The organism is Ruegeria sp. AH7 (assembly GCF_056541325.1).
Map to the genome: position 1 here is coordinate 109,383 of NZ_JBQFYF010000001.1, position 15,350 is coordinate 124,732.

Here is a 15,350-nt window from a genome sequence, read left to right on the forward strand (position 1 = left end):
CCCTTTGAGGGCCTATATTCCCAATATGAAACGCCTTCTGATCATCGCGGCCTTGTCTGCCAACCTCAGCACTCCTGCCTTTGCGCAGGAAGATGACAGCAAATCCCTGATGGAGCAGGGGGCCGAGCTGTTCTTTGAAGGACTGCGTCGAGAGATGGAGCCCGCGCTGGATGAGCTTTTGGGCATGGCGCATTCACTTGGGCCGGCGATGCAATCCTTTCTTCAGGAAATGGGTCCCGCATTGGCCGAACTGGTAGCCGAGATTAAGGATTGGAGCGCTTACGAAGCACCTGAAATCCTTCCAAATGGCGATATCATCATTCGCAAAAAACCTGTGCCTGATGATGAGGTCGCCCCCAAGCCTGAAGATCAGGCACCAGATGAAGGCACCGATATCTGATCGGGGGCCTAACCTTTGATGATCACGCGCACTTCGGATTTCAGGGCGTTTGACAGCGAGTTTAGGCGCGCCTCGGCCACCTCGTTGAACAAGGGCTCAGCCGCTTTGGGCAGGAACAGTTCAAGCTGGCGCTTCTTAGGGTAAAATCTAAGTCTGCCGATGTTGGCTTCGTTGTGCATCCAAAGCATCGCACCGAACCGCATTGCCTTGCCCAGGATCTCGGCCTGTTTCTGCCCAGTCTCATCTAGTAACTCGTACAATGGTGCAAATCGATTGCCCTCACGTTTGTTGCGATAGCGGTGTTGCAGTGCCAGCCCGATAAAGACGCGTTCGGAGTGCTTCAGGCCACCCAGATTAGCGCGGGTGACGTAGTCGAAACAGGCCTCGGCCCGATAATCGGGATGCGCGCGCCAACTCACGTCATGCAGCAGGCAGGCGGCCTTGACTAACCTAACCCGCGCGGGCGGCGCTGATTTGAACAATGGCATCACAAAACTGTAAAGGTTCCGCCCAAAACCAGGCAGGCGGGCATCTTTGGATTCGGAAAACCGGCTGGCCTCGATCAAAGGGTCTCGATCCCGGATCTCTTGCGACATTTGCTCGTACAACAAACCTTCGCGGATGCCGTAGCTTGAGATCGCGATGTCCTTGGGTTTGAAGGTGCGAATCAATCGCCCCAGAACATCCATCGCATAGGGGATCAACGCCATTCGAGAGTTGGACACACCTGCTTGGCTGCGCAGTTTGTCGTGATCATTGGCTTCGATGAACTTGATCGTGTCACGCACCTGCGTGGTGGTCATGCGGTACTCATGCAGAACATTCAGAGGGTAGCCACGGCGCAACATATCGATCCGAGCGAATGCGCGCCAGCTACCGCCGACAAGAAACAAGCGGTCCCGCTGCTGACCAAGCTGAGCGCGCAACTCCTCCATCGTGTCCTTGATATGCGCTTTTCGCGCGCGCCGCCCACCTTTGATGTCACGCAGTTTCAGCGGCCCAAGGGCTGAGGTCACCCGTCGCCCAACCTGACCATCCCCGATTTCGGCCAGTTCCATTGACGATCCGCCGATATCGCAGATCAGGCCATAAGCACCGGGCCAGCCCAGTAGTACGCCCTGTGCGGACAGGCGCGCCTCTTCCTGACCGTCGATCACAGCGACATGCAGCCCGGTTTGGGCCTGAACCTCGGCACAGAAATCCGGCCCGTCTTTGGCTTCGCGCACGGCGGCGGTTGCAACCACATGCAGGCCCGGCAGGTCCAAGTCTTGCGCCAGTTGCTGGAACCGCCTCAACGCGGCCAGAGCCCTTTCGCGCCCGCGCGGGTTCAGCTTTCCGGTTTCAGACAACCCGGCGCCAAGCTCGCACATTACCTTTTCATTGTAGAAATAAGCCGGCGATCGGGCCGCGCCGTCAAAAATCACCATCCGGACCGAGTTCGAGCCCACATCGACAACGCCCACCCGCGACAGCGCACGCGCGCCAGGGTCATCGAACAGAGGTTTGCCGAATGGGCCCCAGTCCGGGATGTCGGTTTCGACTGTCTGATCCATGTATCTTCCAGATATTCCGGGGTTAGAATGCGAAATCACCGATAGTGGGTCAATCACTTGCATTCATCTGATCCGCTTTTTCGTTTATAATCCGCACGGCCAAGGCCCGCGTGATCTCGCGTTTTTCAGCAAGGGCCAGTTGATCCAATTGTTGGACAACGTCTGCGGCTGTCTCAAAGCGGCGATCCATATGTTTCACCAGATAGGCAATAACCTCGGGGCCGGGGTTAAGCTGACGGTCAAGGAAGAGTTTGGCCAGAACAGCCCCCAGCAACGCGTCATCGGGTGGATCAAGGGCAACGTGATGCGCGCCCTCAACCCGGCTTTGCAGGTCGGCGAGTGGGAGCTGCCAAAGCTTGGGCGCAAGCCGTCCGGTCATCAGCAGGGCATGCCCCTCGGCCAGAACCAGATTGTGCAGATGAAACAGCACCTTTTGCTGTTCGATATCATCGACGATGGCTGGAACATCCTCAACCGCGATGGACGAACGGGCCAGTTCCGGCACTGCGTCATAATCCAGCTCGGTTGCCTGAACGATGCGTCCCCCAGTTTCGGCTGCCCAGACATGCGCAAGATGGGTTTTGCCAGACCCAGCTGGGCCGCTAAGCACCAGTTTGTTTCCGGGCCATGAGGTTGCGGATATCATAGCCACGGCTAGTGCATTGGCCGGAGAGACAAAGAAATCATCACGCTCCAGCGCGGTTTTGGCCGGCAGATCAAAGCTCAGTTGTCGGGCCATTTAGTCGTCTTCCCGACCCTGTTGCCCTTCGAGGCCGGTATATAGCCTGCTGTCGAGGTAGAGCGATGTGCCAAACCGGGCCACTACACCAAGGGCGGCGGCGACTGGGACGGCAATCAACATCCCGACAAAGCCAAAGAGCGCACCAAATACAGACAGCGCCAACAGCAGCCAGACCGGGTGCAACCCAACCGAACTGCCAACCAGTTTCGGGGTGAGAAAGTTGCCTTCGGTTACCTGACCTAGGGCAAAGATGCCCGCGATCAGGCCGATATGCGCCCAATCGCCCCAGAACTGGAACAGGGCCAGCCCGATGGCCAGTGTGCCACCGATCAGTGCGCCCAGATAAGGAATAAAGGTCACCAGCCCGGCGATGAAGCCTACGACCAGACCAAACTGCAAACCAGCAATCATTAAAGCGACCGCGTAATAGGTGCCCAGGATCAGGCAGACCGTACCCATTCCGCGCACGAAAGAGGCCAGTACAGCGTCAATCTCGCCCGCCAGGCGCTTGATCGTCGGGGCATGGTCGCGGGGCAGCAGTTCTCCGATCCGGGCGATCATACGGTCCCAGTCCAGTAGCAGGTAAACGGCAACCACCGGGACAATGACCAACAGGACCACGATGTTGATGGCCGATCCAAGAGAGGACAGCACCGTTTCCAGCACATCACCCGTCTTGTACTTCAGGGTCTCCCCGAATGAGACCAACATCTGATGAGTACTGGATTCCTGGTCGAGCAGGGACGGGAACTGTTTCTCAACAAAGCCGCGCAGCTCTTTGAAGAGGCTTGGCAGAATATCGATCAAATCAAGCAGCTGCGTAATAAGAGCAGGAACAACCATCAAGATCGCCAGGATGAACCCAAGTACACCAACGACTGTGATGATGCCTGTGGCTGCCACCCGCGACAGGCCCAGTTTCTCTAGCCGGTCGGCGATTGGATCAAGGAAATAGGCAATCGCGCCGCCGATCACAAAAGGCAGAAGTACATCGCCCAATGCCCAAAGGACCAATACAAAAACCGCTGCGGCGACGCCCCAGTATCTGAGTTGATCCTTAACCGGCAAAGCCATGATTGTCCTCGTGTTCTGGCCAACGAGGACGTTCTTGGCCTAAGGGGCTGATCGATGCAAGGACTTCATGGGTCAGAGCTGGCTGAGGAGCTGGTCAGAAGACCCGAACTCCTTGTCTATCAAGTTCTTTATGAACCGGTGACAAGTCCAGCGCATCCAGCTCTCGATTGCTTTTGAGCGCATGTGCGGCGGCTATTCCGGCCCCTTGGCCCATAACGGCGCAGCATGCCATATTGCGGGTGGCTGCGTGAGCGACCCTGTCGGCCCCATGAGATCGACCGGCGACCAGCAGGCCCTTGAACCCTTTGGGCAGCATCGAGCGATAGGGGATTTGCATGTACCGTCCCGTCGTGGGCAGGATCAGAATACCGTAGCCGTCGATGAATTCGGGGTAGATACCGATGGAATCTTCGAATCTGCCTTGGTGGCGCGCATCATCTTCGGTCATGTTGTAGACCGCGTCGATCTTGCGGGTGTCCCGAATGCCAATGGTCATCCCAAAGTTTCGCAACCTTGCATTTTCACACCCCGGCATGAAGCGGCGTAGCGCTTCGATGGCCAGCATCGACTGACGGCGGCCCTCGATCTCGCCCCGCGTCAGGCTGTCTGGGTCGGTGCCGTCGACCTCGGCCAGATGGATCAGGTTCATATAGGTTAGCTCACCCGTGTCATGCATTGCGCCCCAGGTGCCCGCAATGGTATTCAGGTGCGGCGGAATCAGCCCCTGATCGATGGCCTGCTGAAAGGGTTTGTGCACGAAGGGCGAGAACATGTCGTCCTCTTTCCCGCTGGTCTCGATATTCCATTCGCCACCGCCGCCCCAATCCTTGTAGGTCTGCGGATCGGCCTTCACGCCCTCCATAAAGGCGCGTTTGTCGACGCCCGCCAGATGGAACATGACCGAGGCCGCCATCATATCTTCGCGCGGGGTCTTGTGCGTCGGCGCACCCGCGCGATGAGCAACATCCGCGTCGCCCGTGGCATCAATCACCACGTTGGCCAGGATCGCTTCGCGTCCGGCTTTCGATTCAGTGATAATCCCGGTGATCCGGTCGCCATCCATGATCGGGGCGACGAACTGACGGTGCAGCATTGGATGCACGCCCGCCTCTTCGACCAGCTTATCAGCCACCAGTTTGAACCCTTCGCTGTCCAGCTCATAGCTGAGGGACTGGCTTTCAGGCACTGCCGCGCCCATCTCTTTGGCGCGGGTTTCGAATTCCATGCCGATACCGCCAGCCTCGACCGTTTGTTCGTGGCGGTACCAGGCAAACCCTTCGACCCCTACGGCGGTGATGTTGCCGCCCATGCAGCCGAACCGGTCAACCAGCGATACTTCGGCCCCTGCGCGTGCTGCCGCCAGCGCCGCAGCCAGCCCGGCAGGGCCGGAGCCCACGACCAGCACATCGGTTTGGTGAACCACTGGAATCTGACGGGCGGGTTCCTGAATCGTCTGCATCGGCGCCTCTTGGTGTTTACGATTCCGTTACATTTGGAAAAACTTAATTGGCCGGTCAATCAGAAAACAAACTGAGGCTAAGTTCTAATTTCACCAATGGATGATTGCCCCCGGCGGGGCTTTGGCATAATCACCTTTTTGTTGAAATATCACCCAAAAGGTTACGTCATGCGCCTCAGCCGTTACTTTCTGCCCGTTCTCAAGGAAAACCCTGCTGAGGCTCAGGTCGTCAGTCACCGGCTGATGCTGCGCGCCGGAATGATCAAACAGGCCGCCGCCGGGATTTATTCGTGGTTGCCGTTGGGCTTCAAAGTGTTGCGCAAGCTGGAAAATATTGTGCATGAGGAGCAGGCGCGGGCAGGGCATATCGCCATTCAGATGCCCATCCTGCAATCGGCGGACCTGTGGCGCGAATCCGGGCGGTATGACGATTACGGTCAGGAAATGCTGCGCATGCAGGACCGCCATGGCCGCGATATGCTCTATACCCCGACGGCTGAAGAGTTGGTGACAGACATCTTCCGCGGCCATGTCAGCAGCTACAAGGACCTGCCGCTGACTTTGTATCAAATCCAGTGGAAGTTCCGCGACGAAATTCGCCCACGCTTTGGCGTGATGCGAGGGCGCGAGTTCTATATGAAGGACGGCTATAACTTCGACCTGACCAAAGAAGACGCGCTGCACGCTTACAACCGGCATCTGGTCAGCTATCTGCGCACCTATGAGCGGATGGGCTTGCAAGCCATCCCAATGCGCGCCGATTCCGGCCCCATTGGTGGCGACGATACACATGAGTTTCTGGTCCTGGCTGACACAGGCGAATCCGAGGTCTTTTATGACAGCGCCGTCACTGACCTGACCTTCGGCGACCGAGACATAGACTATGATGACCGTGCGCAATGTCAGGCGATTTTGGAGGAGTTCACGTCGAAATACGCGCGCACGGACGAAACCCATGATGAGGCGCTGTTCAATGAGATCCCTGAAGAGCGCCGCCGCGTGGCGCGCGGGATCGAAGTAGGGCAGATCTTCTATTTCGGTACAAAGTACTCGGAAGCCATGGACGCGACCGTTCAAGGCCCGGATGGCAAGCCGGTTCCGGTTCATATGGGCAGCCACGGTATCGGTGTCAGCCGTCTAATTGGTGCAATCATCGAAGCCAGCCATGACGATAAAGGCATTATCTGGCCCGAGGGCGTGACCCCGTTCCATTGCGGTATCGTAAACCTGAAGCAGGGTGACGACGAAGCGGATGCGGCATGCGAGAAGCTCTATGGTGCTCTGACCGCTTTGGGGCTTGAGCCGCTCTATGATGACCGTAACGAGCGGGCAGGGGGCAAGTTCGCCACTATGGACCTGATCGGCCTGCCGTGGCGCATCACGGTCGGACCGCGTGGTCTGAAAAACGGCGTGGTTGAATTGACCTGTCGTCGCACAGGCGAAAGCGAAGAATTAAGCCCCGAAGCAGCCGTGACCAAGGTCGCGGAAATCTATCAGGGTATCGCCTGACCCGGACGATACACGCAGGCAAGGTCAGCGCGGCGTTCTTACTGCGCCGATACTGGGCGGGCGACCAACAGCTCTCCGTCGGCCTGATTGCCACGTGCGACGACGATCGGGCGACCCAGCCGGTTGACCAGTTCCTTCAGCTCAAAGCCGAGGAACCGTATCCCGCAAATACGCTGACCGGTTGCGCGGTCAGTTATGCAAAGGCGACCCTTGAGGAAGGCAAGGCGATAGCCCTTATCCCTCAACCGGTCTGCCAAACTGTTCCAACTGACAGCTTTTGCAAAAATGGGACGGATCGCAGCCCGCAGTAATGCGGCTGTTTCACAATCCAGTTCTGTTGCTGTTGCACGAACCAAAGTACGGTCCGCCCCTTCTGGTGTATTTTGAATATTCATTGAGCGACCCCCGCTCTGAAATGTGTTCCCCCAAATCAGGGTGACAAAGTTTCTAAAAATAAGCAAAAAGCGAAATAATATTGCTTAATATATGTGGCATTTTGAGTTCAGTCACTCACGCAATGCCCGTATTGACTTCATAGCTGAAACAATATGGCGATGTCTGTGAAGGGCGTCACAACCGACAGGGTAGTTGTTGAATCCAACAACACTTTTTATCTGAGCGCCCAAAGCAGATGCCGGTGTTGATTCGCTCATTTGAGACGATCGCTTTGCACGCGGTCGGTGAAGCGTTCACAAGGCGCTTGACCATTGTGGCAAATGCCGAGAGGGTCGCCGCCAAACAACAAGACCGGAGCAGGCATGGCCAAGACACCCCCGCCTTTTGCCCCTTTTGAATGGAAGATCGCCTGGCGATACCTGCGGGCCCGCCGGGCCGAGGGGGGCGTCAGCGTTATGACTTGGATCTCACTGATCGGGATCACTCTGGCCGTGTTCGCCTTGATCGCGACACTCGCGGTGCGTTCTGGGTTCCGGGCCGAATTCGTCGGCACGATCCTTGGGGCGAATGCACATGTCACTGTCTATTCCTCGGGTGAGATTGATGCACAGGGGCGCGTGATACGCACGATGGAGGATTACGAAGAACGCGCGGCGCGGATCGCGCAGGTTCCGGGTGTGGAAAGGGCGGCACCTTTGGTCAAAGGTCAGGTTCTGATCACAAATCGCGACCGCAGCAGCGGGGTTGAGGTGTTTGGCATCCGGCCCGACGACCTGAAGGACCTGCCGGGCATCGCACAGGCCGAACAATCGGCAGGGGATTTGTCTCTGTTTCAGACGGGTGAGGATGTGATCGCCATCGGCTCTGGCGTGGCGCGTACCATTGGGGCCACTGTGGGGGATACGGTTAAGCTGACCTCACCCAACGGTGTCAGAACCGCCTTTGGAACCTCGCCGCGTGTGAATGCCTATCGTGTGGTCTATGTGTTTTCCGCGGGACGATATGACATCGACCGCACGCGCGTTTACATGCCGTTTTCGCAGGCCCAGAGCTTTTTCAACCGCGAGGGCGTGGCGGATGAAATCGAGGTGATGGTCACGCAACCCGAAGCGATGAACCCGATCCTGATCTCAATCCTCGAAGCCTCAGGTGAGCGTAGCCAGATCTGGACATGGCAGGATGCCTCGGGTGGGTTTCTGCGTGCACTCGAGGTTGAGGACAATGTGATGTTCATCATCCTGTCGATCCTCGTGCTGATTGCTGCGATGAACATTGTCTCGGGCCTTATCATGTTGGTGAAGAACAAGGGGCGCGACATTGGTATTCTGCGTACAATTGGCCTGAGCGAAGGATCGGTCCTGCGGGTGTTTTTCATCTGCGGTGCGTTCACAGGCATCATCGGAACCGCGATGGGCGTGATCTTGGGCTGCCTGTTCGCCATCTACATTGATCCCATCTTTTCCTTTGTGAACTATGTGATGGGTGGTGGGGTCTGGGACCCGTCCATTCGTGGAATCTATGCCCTACCAGCCGAGCTGCACCTAAGCGATGTACTCAAGGCCGTGGCCCTTTCACTGGGCTTGTCTTTCGTTGTCACATATTTCCCCGCCCGCCGCGCGGCGCGGCTGAACCCGGTTGAGGCGCTGCGTTATGAGTGATGCGACATTGCGATTGAAGGGCCTGACCAAGACCTATCTGAAAGGTACTCCGGGCGAAGTGCAGGTTCTGCGGGGCGTTGATTTGGAATTGAACGCAGGCGAGGCGGTGGCGATGGTCGCACCCTCGGGGGCAGGCAAATCCACTTTGCTGCATATCGCGGGTCTTTTGGACATGCCGGATGACGGTCAGGTCGAAATTGGCGGGCAGGATGTCAGTGGGAAAGGCGATCGCACGCGCACGGCTTTGCGTCGGCAGGACATCGGATTTGTCTACCAATTCCACCATTTGCTGCCGGAATTTACCGCCTTGGAAAACATTACCCTGCCGCAACTGGCCAATGGGATCGCTGAGAAAGCAGCGAAAGACCGAGCGATGTCATTACTGGACCGTGTCGGCGTGGCCGCCCGAGCCAGCCATCGCCCGGCGGCTTTGTCGGGTGGCGAACAACAGCGTGTGGCGTTTTGCCGGGCGCTGGCGAACTTACCCAAAGTATTGCTGGCTGATGAGCCAACCGGGAACCTTGATCCGGAAACATCTGATCAGGTGTTTGATGCGTTGATGACGCTTGTCCGGGATGAGGGCCTCTCGGCTCTGATTGCAACCCACAACATGGACCTTGCGGCGCGGATGGATCGGATGGTGCGGCTGGAAGGCGGTATTCTCAAGCCAGTTGAGTGATCGCAACGCCCAGAGCCATCACCGCGATCCCGCCCGCACGTATCCACGTCAGCGGCGTAACCTGGGCCCCAAACAACCCAAAATGGTCAATCGCTGCGGTGCTGACCAATTGACCCAGAAGCACGAAGAACACTGCATTTCCAACACCGAAATGCGGGGCGACATGTGTGATCGTCAAGACGTAGAACGCGATCAGAACGCCCGCGAGCAGCAGGTGTTTGGGGGCCTGTGCAACCTTTGTGATTGCCTCGAACCCCGGAAACACAACCATCACAAGGGCCGATGATCCAAAGGCGATGGCGAACAGGATCACTGCGGCAGTCGTGGGTGAATCGATTAGTTTGCCTAAGGCTGCATTAAGCGCTGCGAGGATAGGAACTCCGATTCCAGCGGCCAGCATGATGGCTGCATATTGCGTCATGAACCTTACCCTCTTGCTTCGTTGATCTGGATCATTGCGCCAAGCGGCGCATCGGACAAGCCTGTAAATGCCATTGCGGATAGGAGGATTCGATGAAGTGGTCAAAGCTGGGAACTGTATCTGCCGCGCTTGTCATGTCGGTACAATGCGCGGCGGCACAAGATGTGCAAACGGGTGCTGAGCTGTATCAGCACTATTGTGCGACCTGCCACGGAATTGACGCCATGGGGCAAGGCCCAATGGCGGGCGTTCTTATTATTCAGCCGACCGATTTGACGGAACTGACAAAAGACGGGCGTTTCCCAACAGCGCGGGTTGTTGCCCGGATCGATGGGCGTGACCCTTTGGTGAGCCATGGAAGCCCGATGCCGGTGTACGGCCCATATTTTGAAGGGCAAGACACATCCATGAAAACGGAAGAGGGGCAACCTATTCTGACCAGTCAGCCTATTGTTGATCTGGTGGCCTATCTCAAAACCCTGCAAGGCAACTGAGACCTAACTGCAAATTCCTTCGATCTTGGCATCGCTCCACGGGATCGCGATGTCACGCTCTCGGCCTTCCTGGGGCAGGGGGGACAGGTCGAAATGCGTACCCAGCATCTTGTGTAGGCGCTTGGTGCGCTGAGCCTGTGGGTCCAACGACCGACAACAGACATATTCCTCGACAATCGCGCCCTGCTGTTCATAGCCGTAAGATAGAAAGTCAGGCGAGGTATCCAGATCAAACAAATACGGGTCCTCGCGCCCGCCATGCTCTGCCGCCGCGCGCAGCGGGTGATAGCCGGTGGTCTTGCGGTTCTGCCACTGCCAGACATGGGTCAGTTCATGCGCCAGCAGCATGGCCGCGATCAGATTCATCTGCTCGGGATAGTCTGACATGTAGTCTTCGAGGTACCAGTCACGCGCGAAATAAACCTTGTCGAATAAAGCAATTGCCGCAGGTTTCCCCGTTACCGGTCCGGGTTCGATCGGTGGAAGGATACGTTCGCGACAAGCCAAACGTGGGCGTGCTTCTCGGACATATGTGATTGGCAAAACGGGCGCACCTTCAACCAAGCGCACGCGATCCAGATTGAGTGTGTCGCCTTGTATCTCGTCAGCAAAATCGCGCTCTTGCTGTGTCAGCGGGCGTCCGCAGGTCGCAAGAGCCAGAAACACTAAAATCAATACACGCACACTCATGGGCAAAGCCTAGCCTGCCGCTTCGGTTGCGCAAGCCGTTTTCAAAGGCTCATCGCAAGAACGCGGCTGATTTCTGTTAGGGACCGGCCCGATTGATCCATCCAGGTGTTAAAGGCCTGTTGCACGGCGGCCATGGCTTTCTTGGATGTGGGGGCTTTTTCCACCACACTTTCGGCGATCAACCGTGCTGTCACGTCCTGTGACAGGATAAAGCTGTCGCGGCCTGCAAACCGCATTGCATATTGGGCGGACGCGCCGCCCAACCGGGATCCGCGTTGGCCCAACATGGCCAGAAGGCCGATATAGTCGGTCGAGGGCCATCCACCCAGAACCTCACCTGCGCCGCCCTGGTCGCGCAGTTCGAGCAAGAATGCCGCGTTGTCCCGGACAGTGGCGATCTTGGTTCCGTTGCGCACGATCCGAGTGTCCTGCAGCAGCGCGTCGAATTTCTCATCGTCCATAAAGGCGCAGCGACCCACATCGAACCCGTCAAAAGCGGTTTCGAATCCGTCCCATTTCGCCTCGATGACCTTCCAGTTGAACCCGGCCTGAAAGATGCATTTGGTCAGGATCGAGAGCCAGCGATCCTCGGGCATTGCCGCAAGTTCTTGCGGCGTTTTGGGCTTGCTGAGTTTGGCATTCAACGCCGCAGCCCCGCCATGGCGACCTGCCGATATCTCAAATATCTCATCAAATGAACGCATTGCTTTAACCTCCGCAGCGCCTGCTTGTGCGTTGATGCCAGATCGCTCGGTCAGTTGCCAAGCGCGATAGATGCGTGGCTTCTACTTTGGAAGGAGTGGTCGGAGCCCACAGAGCGTGCTATTTGAAGCGTTCTACCAGATTTGCGAGGGTCCCACTATGTTTCTGGCCTATGTCACCACCACAGATCGCGGCGCAACCGACCGGTTGCTCAGCGCGGTTGCGGAACACTTGTTGGCCTCGGGTGCGAAACTGGCAGGCGTTGTGCAAACCAACACCGAATGCACCGATAGCAGCCGGTGCGATATGGATGTTCGCGTTCTTCCCGCAGGCGACACGATCCGCATCTCGCAGTCTTTGGGTACGCAATCGCGCGGCTGCCGGCTGGACCCGGCGGCGCTTGAGCAGGCGGTCGGCTATGTTACTGCGTCGTTGGCAGACGCACCGCAGCTGTTGATTATCAACAAGTTTGGCAAACATGAGGCCGATGGCCGTGGTTTCCGCCCGGTGATTGCCGAGGCTCTGGCACAGGACATTCCTGTTCTGGTCGGCGTAAACGGATTGAATCGCGAGAAGTTTCTGGAATTCACAGGCGGTGAAGCTGAACAACTCACGCCCGATTTGACGGCTATTTCGGCCTGGTTTGACCGCGTCGTGGCCGCGAGGGCGGATGCGGCTTAGCGGCAGCACATGCTAATCCTGTTGGTTGGGCAGCAAAACACGTTGTCTTCATGGTCTTGTCGCCGTAATGGTGGCTCCGGGCCCCGACCGGGCCTGACGCATCTTGCCCGCGTGGTGGAATGGTAGACACAAGAGACTTAAAATCTCTGGGCCGGAAGGCCGTGCCGGTTCGAGTCCGGCCGCGGGTACCAAGATACGTTTTGCAATCCGGAAAGCCGGTTGCAGATGGCTACACCTTCCAAAGTTCGCATGTTAGCTTTGCCCTGAAAAGTCAGGCAAAGGGGTGAATATGTCAGTCACTGTGAAAGAGATGATGGAGGCAGCCAATGCCGTCGTGCCGCGTGTGGATGCGGCGCAGGCCCAAGCATTGATCGAGCAGGGAGCGCTGCTGCTGGATATTCGCGGCGCGGAAGAGGTACAGAAAACAGGCCGCGCAGCCGGGGCACATCATATTCCACGCGGTATGCTGGAATTCCGCGCCGATGAAGCGCTGCAATCCCTTGATCCGCAGATGCGCAAGGACCGCGCAATTGTGATCTACTGTGCGTCCGGTGGTCGTGCAGCATTGGCAGGAAAACTGCTGCTCGATATGGGGTATGAACAGGTGTTCAATCTGGGTGGGCTGAGCGATTGGGTCAATGGCGGCGGAGAGGTCGTGGACGGCTGACAACCTGATCCAGATCAACGCCAAAGTTTGCGCGTTGATCTAACTTGGCATGACGTTCAACCAAATGGATCACATGTCATGTTTCGTCTTGCTGCGCTGCTTTATTCCATGATTGCCACCGCTCTCGCAGGGTCTGCGGTGATTGCTATTTTGTCGTTGGGCATGGTCTCCGTCATGGCGATTCTGTCAGCCGCGGCTGCGGGTGCGCTTGTCGCGCTTCCGGCGGCTTTGCTGGTCGCCCGACGCTTGTACCAGAAGGCAGGTTAATCAGGCGTTCAGGAATGTTCTGACCGCAGCCTCGAATTCTCGTGGTTTTTCAGCGTGCAGCCAGTGGCCTGCACCTGGGATTTTCGCAAAGCGAGCACCGGGAAACAGGCCGCGAATGTGGTCGCGGTGTTCAGGCAAGACATAGTCGGATGCAGCGCCAGACAGAAATAGGGCGGACCCGTCCCAGGCGCCGTCCAATTCGGGAAATCCCATGATGTTTGGCATCTGATCGGCCAACACGTCCAAATTCAGCAACCAGCGTTTTCCCGTAACATCCAGTGACTGCGTGAAAAAGCTCTGCAACGCGCGCTCAACCCCCAACTTCGCCAGTTGCTGTTCGGCATCCGACCTACGGTGGACTTGCGACATGTCAACGGCGCGCATGGCTTCGATGAACTGAATCTGGCTGTGCCCGTATGCGACCGGTGCGATATCAGCCACCACGAGTTTGCGCACCAGATCCCCATGTTGCAGGGCCAGGGCCATCGCGGCCTTACCCCCCATAGAATGCCCCAGAACATCCACGGGTCCGCCGAGCTGCTCGATGACCTGCGCGATATCGCCAGCCAAAGCCGGATAGTGATGGAGTGGATCCCAAAAACTATGAGCATGGTTGCGCATGTCCACGGCGATCACTTGCCGTTCGTCCGACAACCGGCGTGCGATCACGCCCCAATTCCGGGCTGACCCATAAAGGCCATGAGCGATGACAAGGGGCGGCAGGGCGGTCGGATCGCCATGTACAATCGTGTTCAGCATATCCGCGTGATACAGGCGACGATTTGAAACAACCAGCCCCATTGTGGCGCGCCTTCACAGGGGCTAGTGTCGCGCGTCAGGAGAACGCGATGTCACAAGACGCCAAAATTCAGGATCGAATTGCTGAAACCGTTGCGTTGCTGCGGGCCAAACTGGGCGTACGTGACAAAACGCTCCAGGCGTCGATTCGTCGGGCCAAACGGCGTCTCCCGCGTCGGGTGTTCAAACAGGCGATGGTTCTGGCCCGGGCCGAACAAATGGCGGCCCATCCAAAGCTGCGTCTGGTTCTGGACACGCCCACGCTGACCAAAGCCGCTGATGAGGTTCAGACCCATCTTAGCGCCATCAATCTGACCGACCGGCGATGGGGCTGGTTTCTGGGTATGCTGGGCGGACTAGCCTTCAATATGCTGGCTTTTGGGGCACTGGTTCTAGCGTTCCTGATATGGCGTGGCTTGATCTGATCCACTCTTCTGTCTTATGCGCTGTGAACGAGGTTCAATCCCCGAGGGCGGCATGACCACAAAATCTCAGCTCAGGCGCGAACAATTGCGCGAGAAACTGATCGAAGCGGCCGAGTTTCGCATTGACCGGGATGGGCTCAAGGACCTCAGGGCGCGGGATTTGTCCAAGGATGCAGGCTGCGCGTTGGGTGCCATCTACAATGTGTTCGAGGATTTGAACGCCATTATCATGGCCGTCAACGGGCGCACATTTAGACGGTTGGGGCAGGAGGTCGGATCGTCATTTGACGGCAGCGAACCGCCCGTGCAGCGCCTTGTTGTCATGAGCGTCGCGTATCTGAACTTTGCCGATCAGAACACGAATCTGTGGCGTGCGTTGTTCGATCTACAAATGGCGGATGATGGCCCGGTTCCCGACTGGTATCGGGATGCGCTTCGCGGGCTTTTTGCCTATATCGCCGAACCTGTTGGCCAGCTTTTTCCTGATCTGGACAGGGTTGAGGCCGATCTGATGACACGCGCCCTATTTTCATCGGTGCATGGCATTGTGACCCTGGGGCTGGAAAATCGCATCTCGGGCGTCCCGCCTGATCAGATCGAACGGATGATCACGCAGGTTCTTTCTCGAATTGGAAACAAATAGTTTCCTGAACGTCGTTCACAAAAATACTTGAACGCTGTTCATACAATTGTTATATCCGATTTTTGAACGATGTTCATATATCGGAGGAGCAC

19 protein-coding genes and 1 tRNA gene are annotated in these 15,350 nt (G+C 57.3%); 11 read left to right on the top strand and 9 right to left on the bottom strand.

The window, feature by feature from the left end:
- The first annotated feature begins 25 nt into the window (after positions 1-25).
- Positions 26-400 carry a hypothetical protein gene (locus ACR0JX_RS00560; protein WP_480540480.1) on the top strand — a complete coding sequence of 125 codons (375 nt, stop codon included), beginning with the start codon at positions 26-28 and terminating at the stop codon, positions 398-400.
- 8 nt (positions 401-408) lie between these two features.
- Here ACR0JX_RS00560 and ACR0JX_RS00565 read toward each other — a convergent pair whose 3' ends face one another.
- The 4 genes from ACR0JX_RS00565 to ACR0JX_RS00580 all read right to left on the bottom strand — a co-directional run bounded on the left by ACR0JX_RS00565 (position 409) and on the right by ACR0JX_RS00580 (position 5,228).
- Positions 409-1,953: a Ppx/GppA family phosphatase gene (locus ACR0JX_RS00565; protein ID WP_480540482.1), complete on the bottom strand. Its 1,545-nt coding sequence runs from the start codon at positions 1,951-1,953 to the stop codon at positions 409-411.
- 49 nt (positions 1,954-2,002) lie between these two features.
- The gene (locus ACR0JX_RS00570) at positions 2,003-2,692 is read right to left on the bottom strand and encodes an HdaA/DnaA family protein (RefSeq protein WP_480540484.1); all 690 of its coding nucleotides are present in this window, start codon (positions 2,690-2,692) and stop codon (positions 2,003-2,005) included.
- Positions 2,693-3,769 (bottom strand): AI-2E family transporter, encoded by a 1,077-nt coding sequence (locus ACR0JX_RS00575; protein ID WP_480540486.1) that lies wholly within the window; start codon positions 3,767-3,769, stop codon positions 2,693-2,695.
- A gap of 94 nt (positions 3,770-3,863) precedes the next feature.
- On the bottom strand, positions 3,864-5,228 hold the full coding sequence (locus ACR0JX_RS00580) for an FAD-dependent oxidoreductase (RefSeq protein ID WP_480540488.1): 1,365 nt from the start codon (positions 5,226-5,228) through the stop codon (positions 3,864-3,866).
- 168 nt (positions 5,229-5,396) lie between these two features.
- Between ACR0JX_RS00580 and proS the strand changes: the two genes are divergently transcribed.
- Positions 5,397-6,737, top strand: a complete 1,341-nt coding sequence (proS, locus tag ACR0JX_RS00585) for a proline--tRNA ligase (protein WP_480540490.1) — start codon at positions 5,397-5,399, stop codon at positions 6,735-6,737.
- A 38-nt stretch (positions 6,738-6,775) separates the two neighbouring features.
- Here the strand turns inward: proS and ACR0JX_RS00590 are convergent, their stop codons facing one another.
- Positions 6,776-7,132, bottom strand: coding sequence for a hypothetical protein (locus ACR0JX_RS00590; RefSeq protein ID WP_480540492.1), 357 nt, complete (start codon positions 7,130-7,132; stop codon positions 6,776-6,778).
- 363 nt (positions 7,133-7,495) lie between these two features.
- On the opposite strand from ACR0JX_RS00590, the gene ACR0JX_RS00595 reads away from it, so the two are divergent.
- Both ACR0JX_RS00595 and ACR0JX_RS00600 read left to right on the top strand, forming a co-directional pair.
- Complete coding sequence (locus tag ACR0JX_RS00595; protein WP_480540494.1) at positions 7,496-8,791, top strand: lipoprotein-releasing ABC transporter permease subunit; 1,296 nt, start codon at positions 7,496-7,498, stop codon at positions 8,789-8,791.
- A complete protein-coding gene (locus ACR0JX_RS00600; protein ID WP_480540496.1) occupies positions 8,784-9,470 on the top strand; it encodes an ABC transporter ATP-binding protein in 687 nt (228 codons plus the stop codon). Before ACR0JX_RS00595 ends, ACR0JX_RS00600 begins: the two co-directional genes overlap by 8 nt.
- Here the strand turns inward: ACR0JX_RS00600 and ACR0JX_RS00605 are convergent.
- Positions 9,454-9,891, bottom strand: coding sequence for a DMT family transporter (locus ACR0JX_RS00605; protein ID WP_170531941.1), 438 nt, complete (start codon positions 9,889-9,891; stop codon positions 9,454-9,456). The genes ACR0JX_RS00600 and ACR0JX_RS00605 overlap by 17 nt on opposite strands.
- A gap of 92 nt (positions 9,892-9,983) precedes the next feature.
- Between ACR0JX_RS00605 and ACR0JX_RS00610 the strand changes: the two genes are divergently transcribed.
- Positions 9,984-10,385: a c-type cytochrome gene (locus ACR0JX_RS00610; protein ID WP_480540498.1), complete on the top strand. Its 402-nt coding sequence runs from the start codon at positions 9,984-9,986 to the stop codon at positions 10,383-10,385.
- 3 nt (positions 10,386-10,388) lie between these two features.
- Here ACR0JX_RS00610 and ACR0JX_RS00615 read toward each other — a convergent pair whose 3' ends face one another.
- Together ACR0JX_RS00615 and ACR0JX_RS00620 are read right to left on the bottom strand one after the other, a co-directional pair.
- On the bottom strand, positions 10,389-11,075 hold the full coding sequence (locus ACR0JX_RS00615; RefSeq protein ID WP_353011405.1) for a hypothetical protein: 687 nt from the start codon (positions 11,073-11,075) through the stop codon (positions 10,389-10,391).
- Positions 11,076-11,116: 41 nt separating this feature from the next.
- The gene (locus ACR0JX_RS00620; protein WP_480540500.1) at positions 11,117-11,779 is read right to left on the bottom strand and encodes a DNA-3-methyladenine glycosylase I; all 663 of its coding nucleotides are present in this window, start codon (positions 11,777-11,779) and stop codon (positions 11,117-11,119) included.
- A gap of 157 nt (positions 11,780-11,936) precedes the next feature.
- On the opposite strand from ACR0JX_RS00620, the gene ACR0JX_RS00625 reads away from it, so the two are divergent.
- From ACR0JX_RS00625 to ACR0JX_RS00640, 4 genes are all read left to right on the top strand, one after another.
- Positions 11,937-12,458, top strand: coding sequence for a DUF2478 domain-containing protein (locus ACR0JX_RS00625; RefSeq protein ID WP_480540502.1), 522 nt, complete (start codon positions 11,937-11,939; stop codon positions 12,456-12,458).
- Between the two features lie 105 nt (positions 12,459-12,563).
- Positions 12,564-12,649: transfer RNA gene (locus ACR0JX_RS00630), tRNA-Leu, on the top strand.
- Positions 12,650-12,747: 98 nt separating this feature from the next.
- Positions 12,748-13,125, top strand: a complete 378-nt coding sequence (locus tag ACR0JX_RS00635; protein ID WP_480540504.1) for a rhodanese-like domain-containing protein — start codon at positions 12,748-12,750, stop codon at positions 13,123-13,125.
- 78 nt (positions 13,126-13,203) lie between these two features.
- Entirely contained in the window at positions 13,204-13,392 is a 189-nt protein-coding gene (locus ACR0JX_RS00640) for a hypothetical protein (protein WP_480540506.1), read from the top strand.
- Here ACR0JX_RS00640 and ACR0JX_RS00645 read toward each other — a convergent pair whose 3' ends face one another.
- Positions 13,393-14,193, bottom strand: a complete 801-nt coding sequence (locus ACR0JX_RS00645) for an alpha/beta fold hydrolase (protein ID WP_480540508.1) — start codon at positions 14,191-14,193, stop codon at positions 13,393-13,395.
- Between the two features lie 47 nt (positions 14,194-14,240).
- Here ACR0JX_RS00645 and ACR0JX_RS00650 point away from each other — a divergent pair, with 47 nt between their 5' ends.
- The gene (locus tag ACR0JX_RS00650; RefSeq protein WP_480540509.1) at positions 14,241-14,615 is read left to right on the top strand and encodes a hypothetical protein; all 375 of its coding nucleotides are present in this window, start codon (positions 14,241-14,243) and stop codon (positions 14,613-14,615) included.
- A 52-nt stretch (positions 14,616-14,667) separates the two neighbouring features.
- Complete coding sequence (locus tag ACR0JX_RS00655; RefSeq protein WP_170531957.1) at positions 14,668-15,258, top strand: TetR/AcrR family transcriptional regulator; 591 nt, start codon at positions 14,668-14,670, stop codon at positions 15,256-15,258.
- The last annotated feature ends 92 nt before the right edge of the window (positions 15,259-15,350 follow it).

What these genes read in the sequence shown, in the direction of transcription:
- ACR0JX_RS00610 (WP_480540498.1), top strand. Translation starts at nt 9,984, where the DNA reads ATGAAGTGGTCAAAGCTGGGAACTGTATCTGCCGCGCTTGTCATGTCG.
- ACR0JX_RS00580 (WP_480540488.1), bottom strand. Translation starts at nt 5,228, where the DNA reads ATGCAGACGATTCAGGAACCCGCCCGTCAGATTCCAGTGGTTCACCAA.
- ACR0JX_RS00605 (WP_170531941.1), bottom strand. Translation starts at nt 9,891, where the DNA reads ATGACGCAATATGCAGCCATCATGCTGGCCGCTGGAATCGGAGTTCCT.
- ACR0JX_RS00565 (WP_480540482.1), bottom strand. Translation starts at nt 1,953, where the DNA reads ATGGATCAGACAGTCGAAACCGACATCCCGGACTGGGGCCCATTCGGC.
- ACR0JX_RS00650 (WP_480540509.1), top strand. Translation starts at nt 14,241, where the DNA reads ATGTCACAAGACGCCAAAATTCAGGATCGAATTGCTGAAACCGTTGCG.
- ACR0JX_RS00595 (WP_480540494.1), top strand. Translation starts at nt 7,496, where the DNA reads ATGGCCAAGACACCCCCGCCTTTTGCCCCTTTTGAATGGAAGATCGCC.
- proS (WP_480540490.1), top strand. Translation starts at nt 5,397, where the DNA reads ATGCGCCTCAGCCGTTACTTTCTGCCCGTTCTCAAGGAAAACCCTGCT.
- ACR0JX_RS00620 (WP_480540500.1), bottom strand. Translation starts at nt 11,779, where the DNA reads ATGCGTTCATTTGATGAGATATTTGAGATATCGGCAGGTCGCCATGGC.
- ACR0JX_RS00640 (WP_480540506.1), top strand. Translation starts at nt 13,204, where the DNA reads ATGTTTCGTCTTGCTGCGCTGCTTTATTCCATGATTGCCACCGCTCTC.
- ACR0JX_RS00635 (WP_480540504.1), top strand. Translation starts at nt 12,748, where the DNA reads ATGTCAGTCACTGTGAAAGAGATGATGGAGGCAGCCAATGCCGTCGTG.
- ACR0JX_RS00625 (WP_480540502.1), top strand. Translation starts at nt 11,937, where the DNA reads ATGTTTCTGGCCTATGTCACCACCACAGATCGCGGCGCAACCGACCGG.
- ACR0JX_RS00645 (WP_480540508.1), bottom strand. Translation starts at nt 14,193, where the DNA reads ATGGGGCTGGTTGTTTCAAATCGTCGCCTGTATCACGCGGATATGCTG.
- ACR0JX_RS00570 (WP_480540484.1), bottom strand. Translation starts at nt 2,692, where the DNA reads ATGGCCCGACAACTGAGCTTTGATCTGCCGGCCAAAACCGCGCTGGAG.
- ACR0JX_RS00615 (WP_353011405.1), bottom strand. Translation starts at nt 11,075, where the DNA reads ATGAGTGTGCGTGTATTGATTTTAGTGTTTCTGGCTCTTGCGACCTGC.
- ACR0JX_RS00600 (WP_480540496.1), top strand. Translation starts at nt 8,784, where the DNA reads ATGAGTGATGCGACATTGCGATTGAAGGGCCTGACCAAGACCTATCTG.
- ACR0JX_RS00655 (WP_170531957.1), top strand. Translation starts at nt 14,668, where the DNA reads ATGACCACAAAATCTCAGCTCAGGCGCGAACAATTGCGCGAGAAACTG.
- ACR0JX_RS00575 (WP_480540486.1), bottom strand. Translation starts at nt 3,769, where the DNA reads ATGGCTTTGCCGGTTAAGGATCAACTCAGATACTGGGGCGTCGCCGCA.
- ACR0JX_RS00560 (WP_480540480.1), top strand. Translation starts at nt 26, where the DNA reads ATGAAACGCCTTCTGATCATCGCGGCCTTGTCTGCCAACCTCAGCACT.
- ACR0JX_RS00590 (WP_480540492.1), bottom strand. Translation starts at nt 7,132, where the DNA reads ATGAATATTCAAAATACACCAGAAGGGGCGGACCGTACTTTGGTTCGT.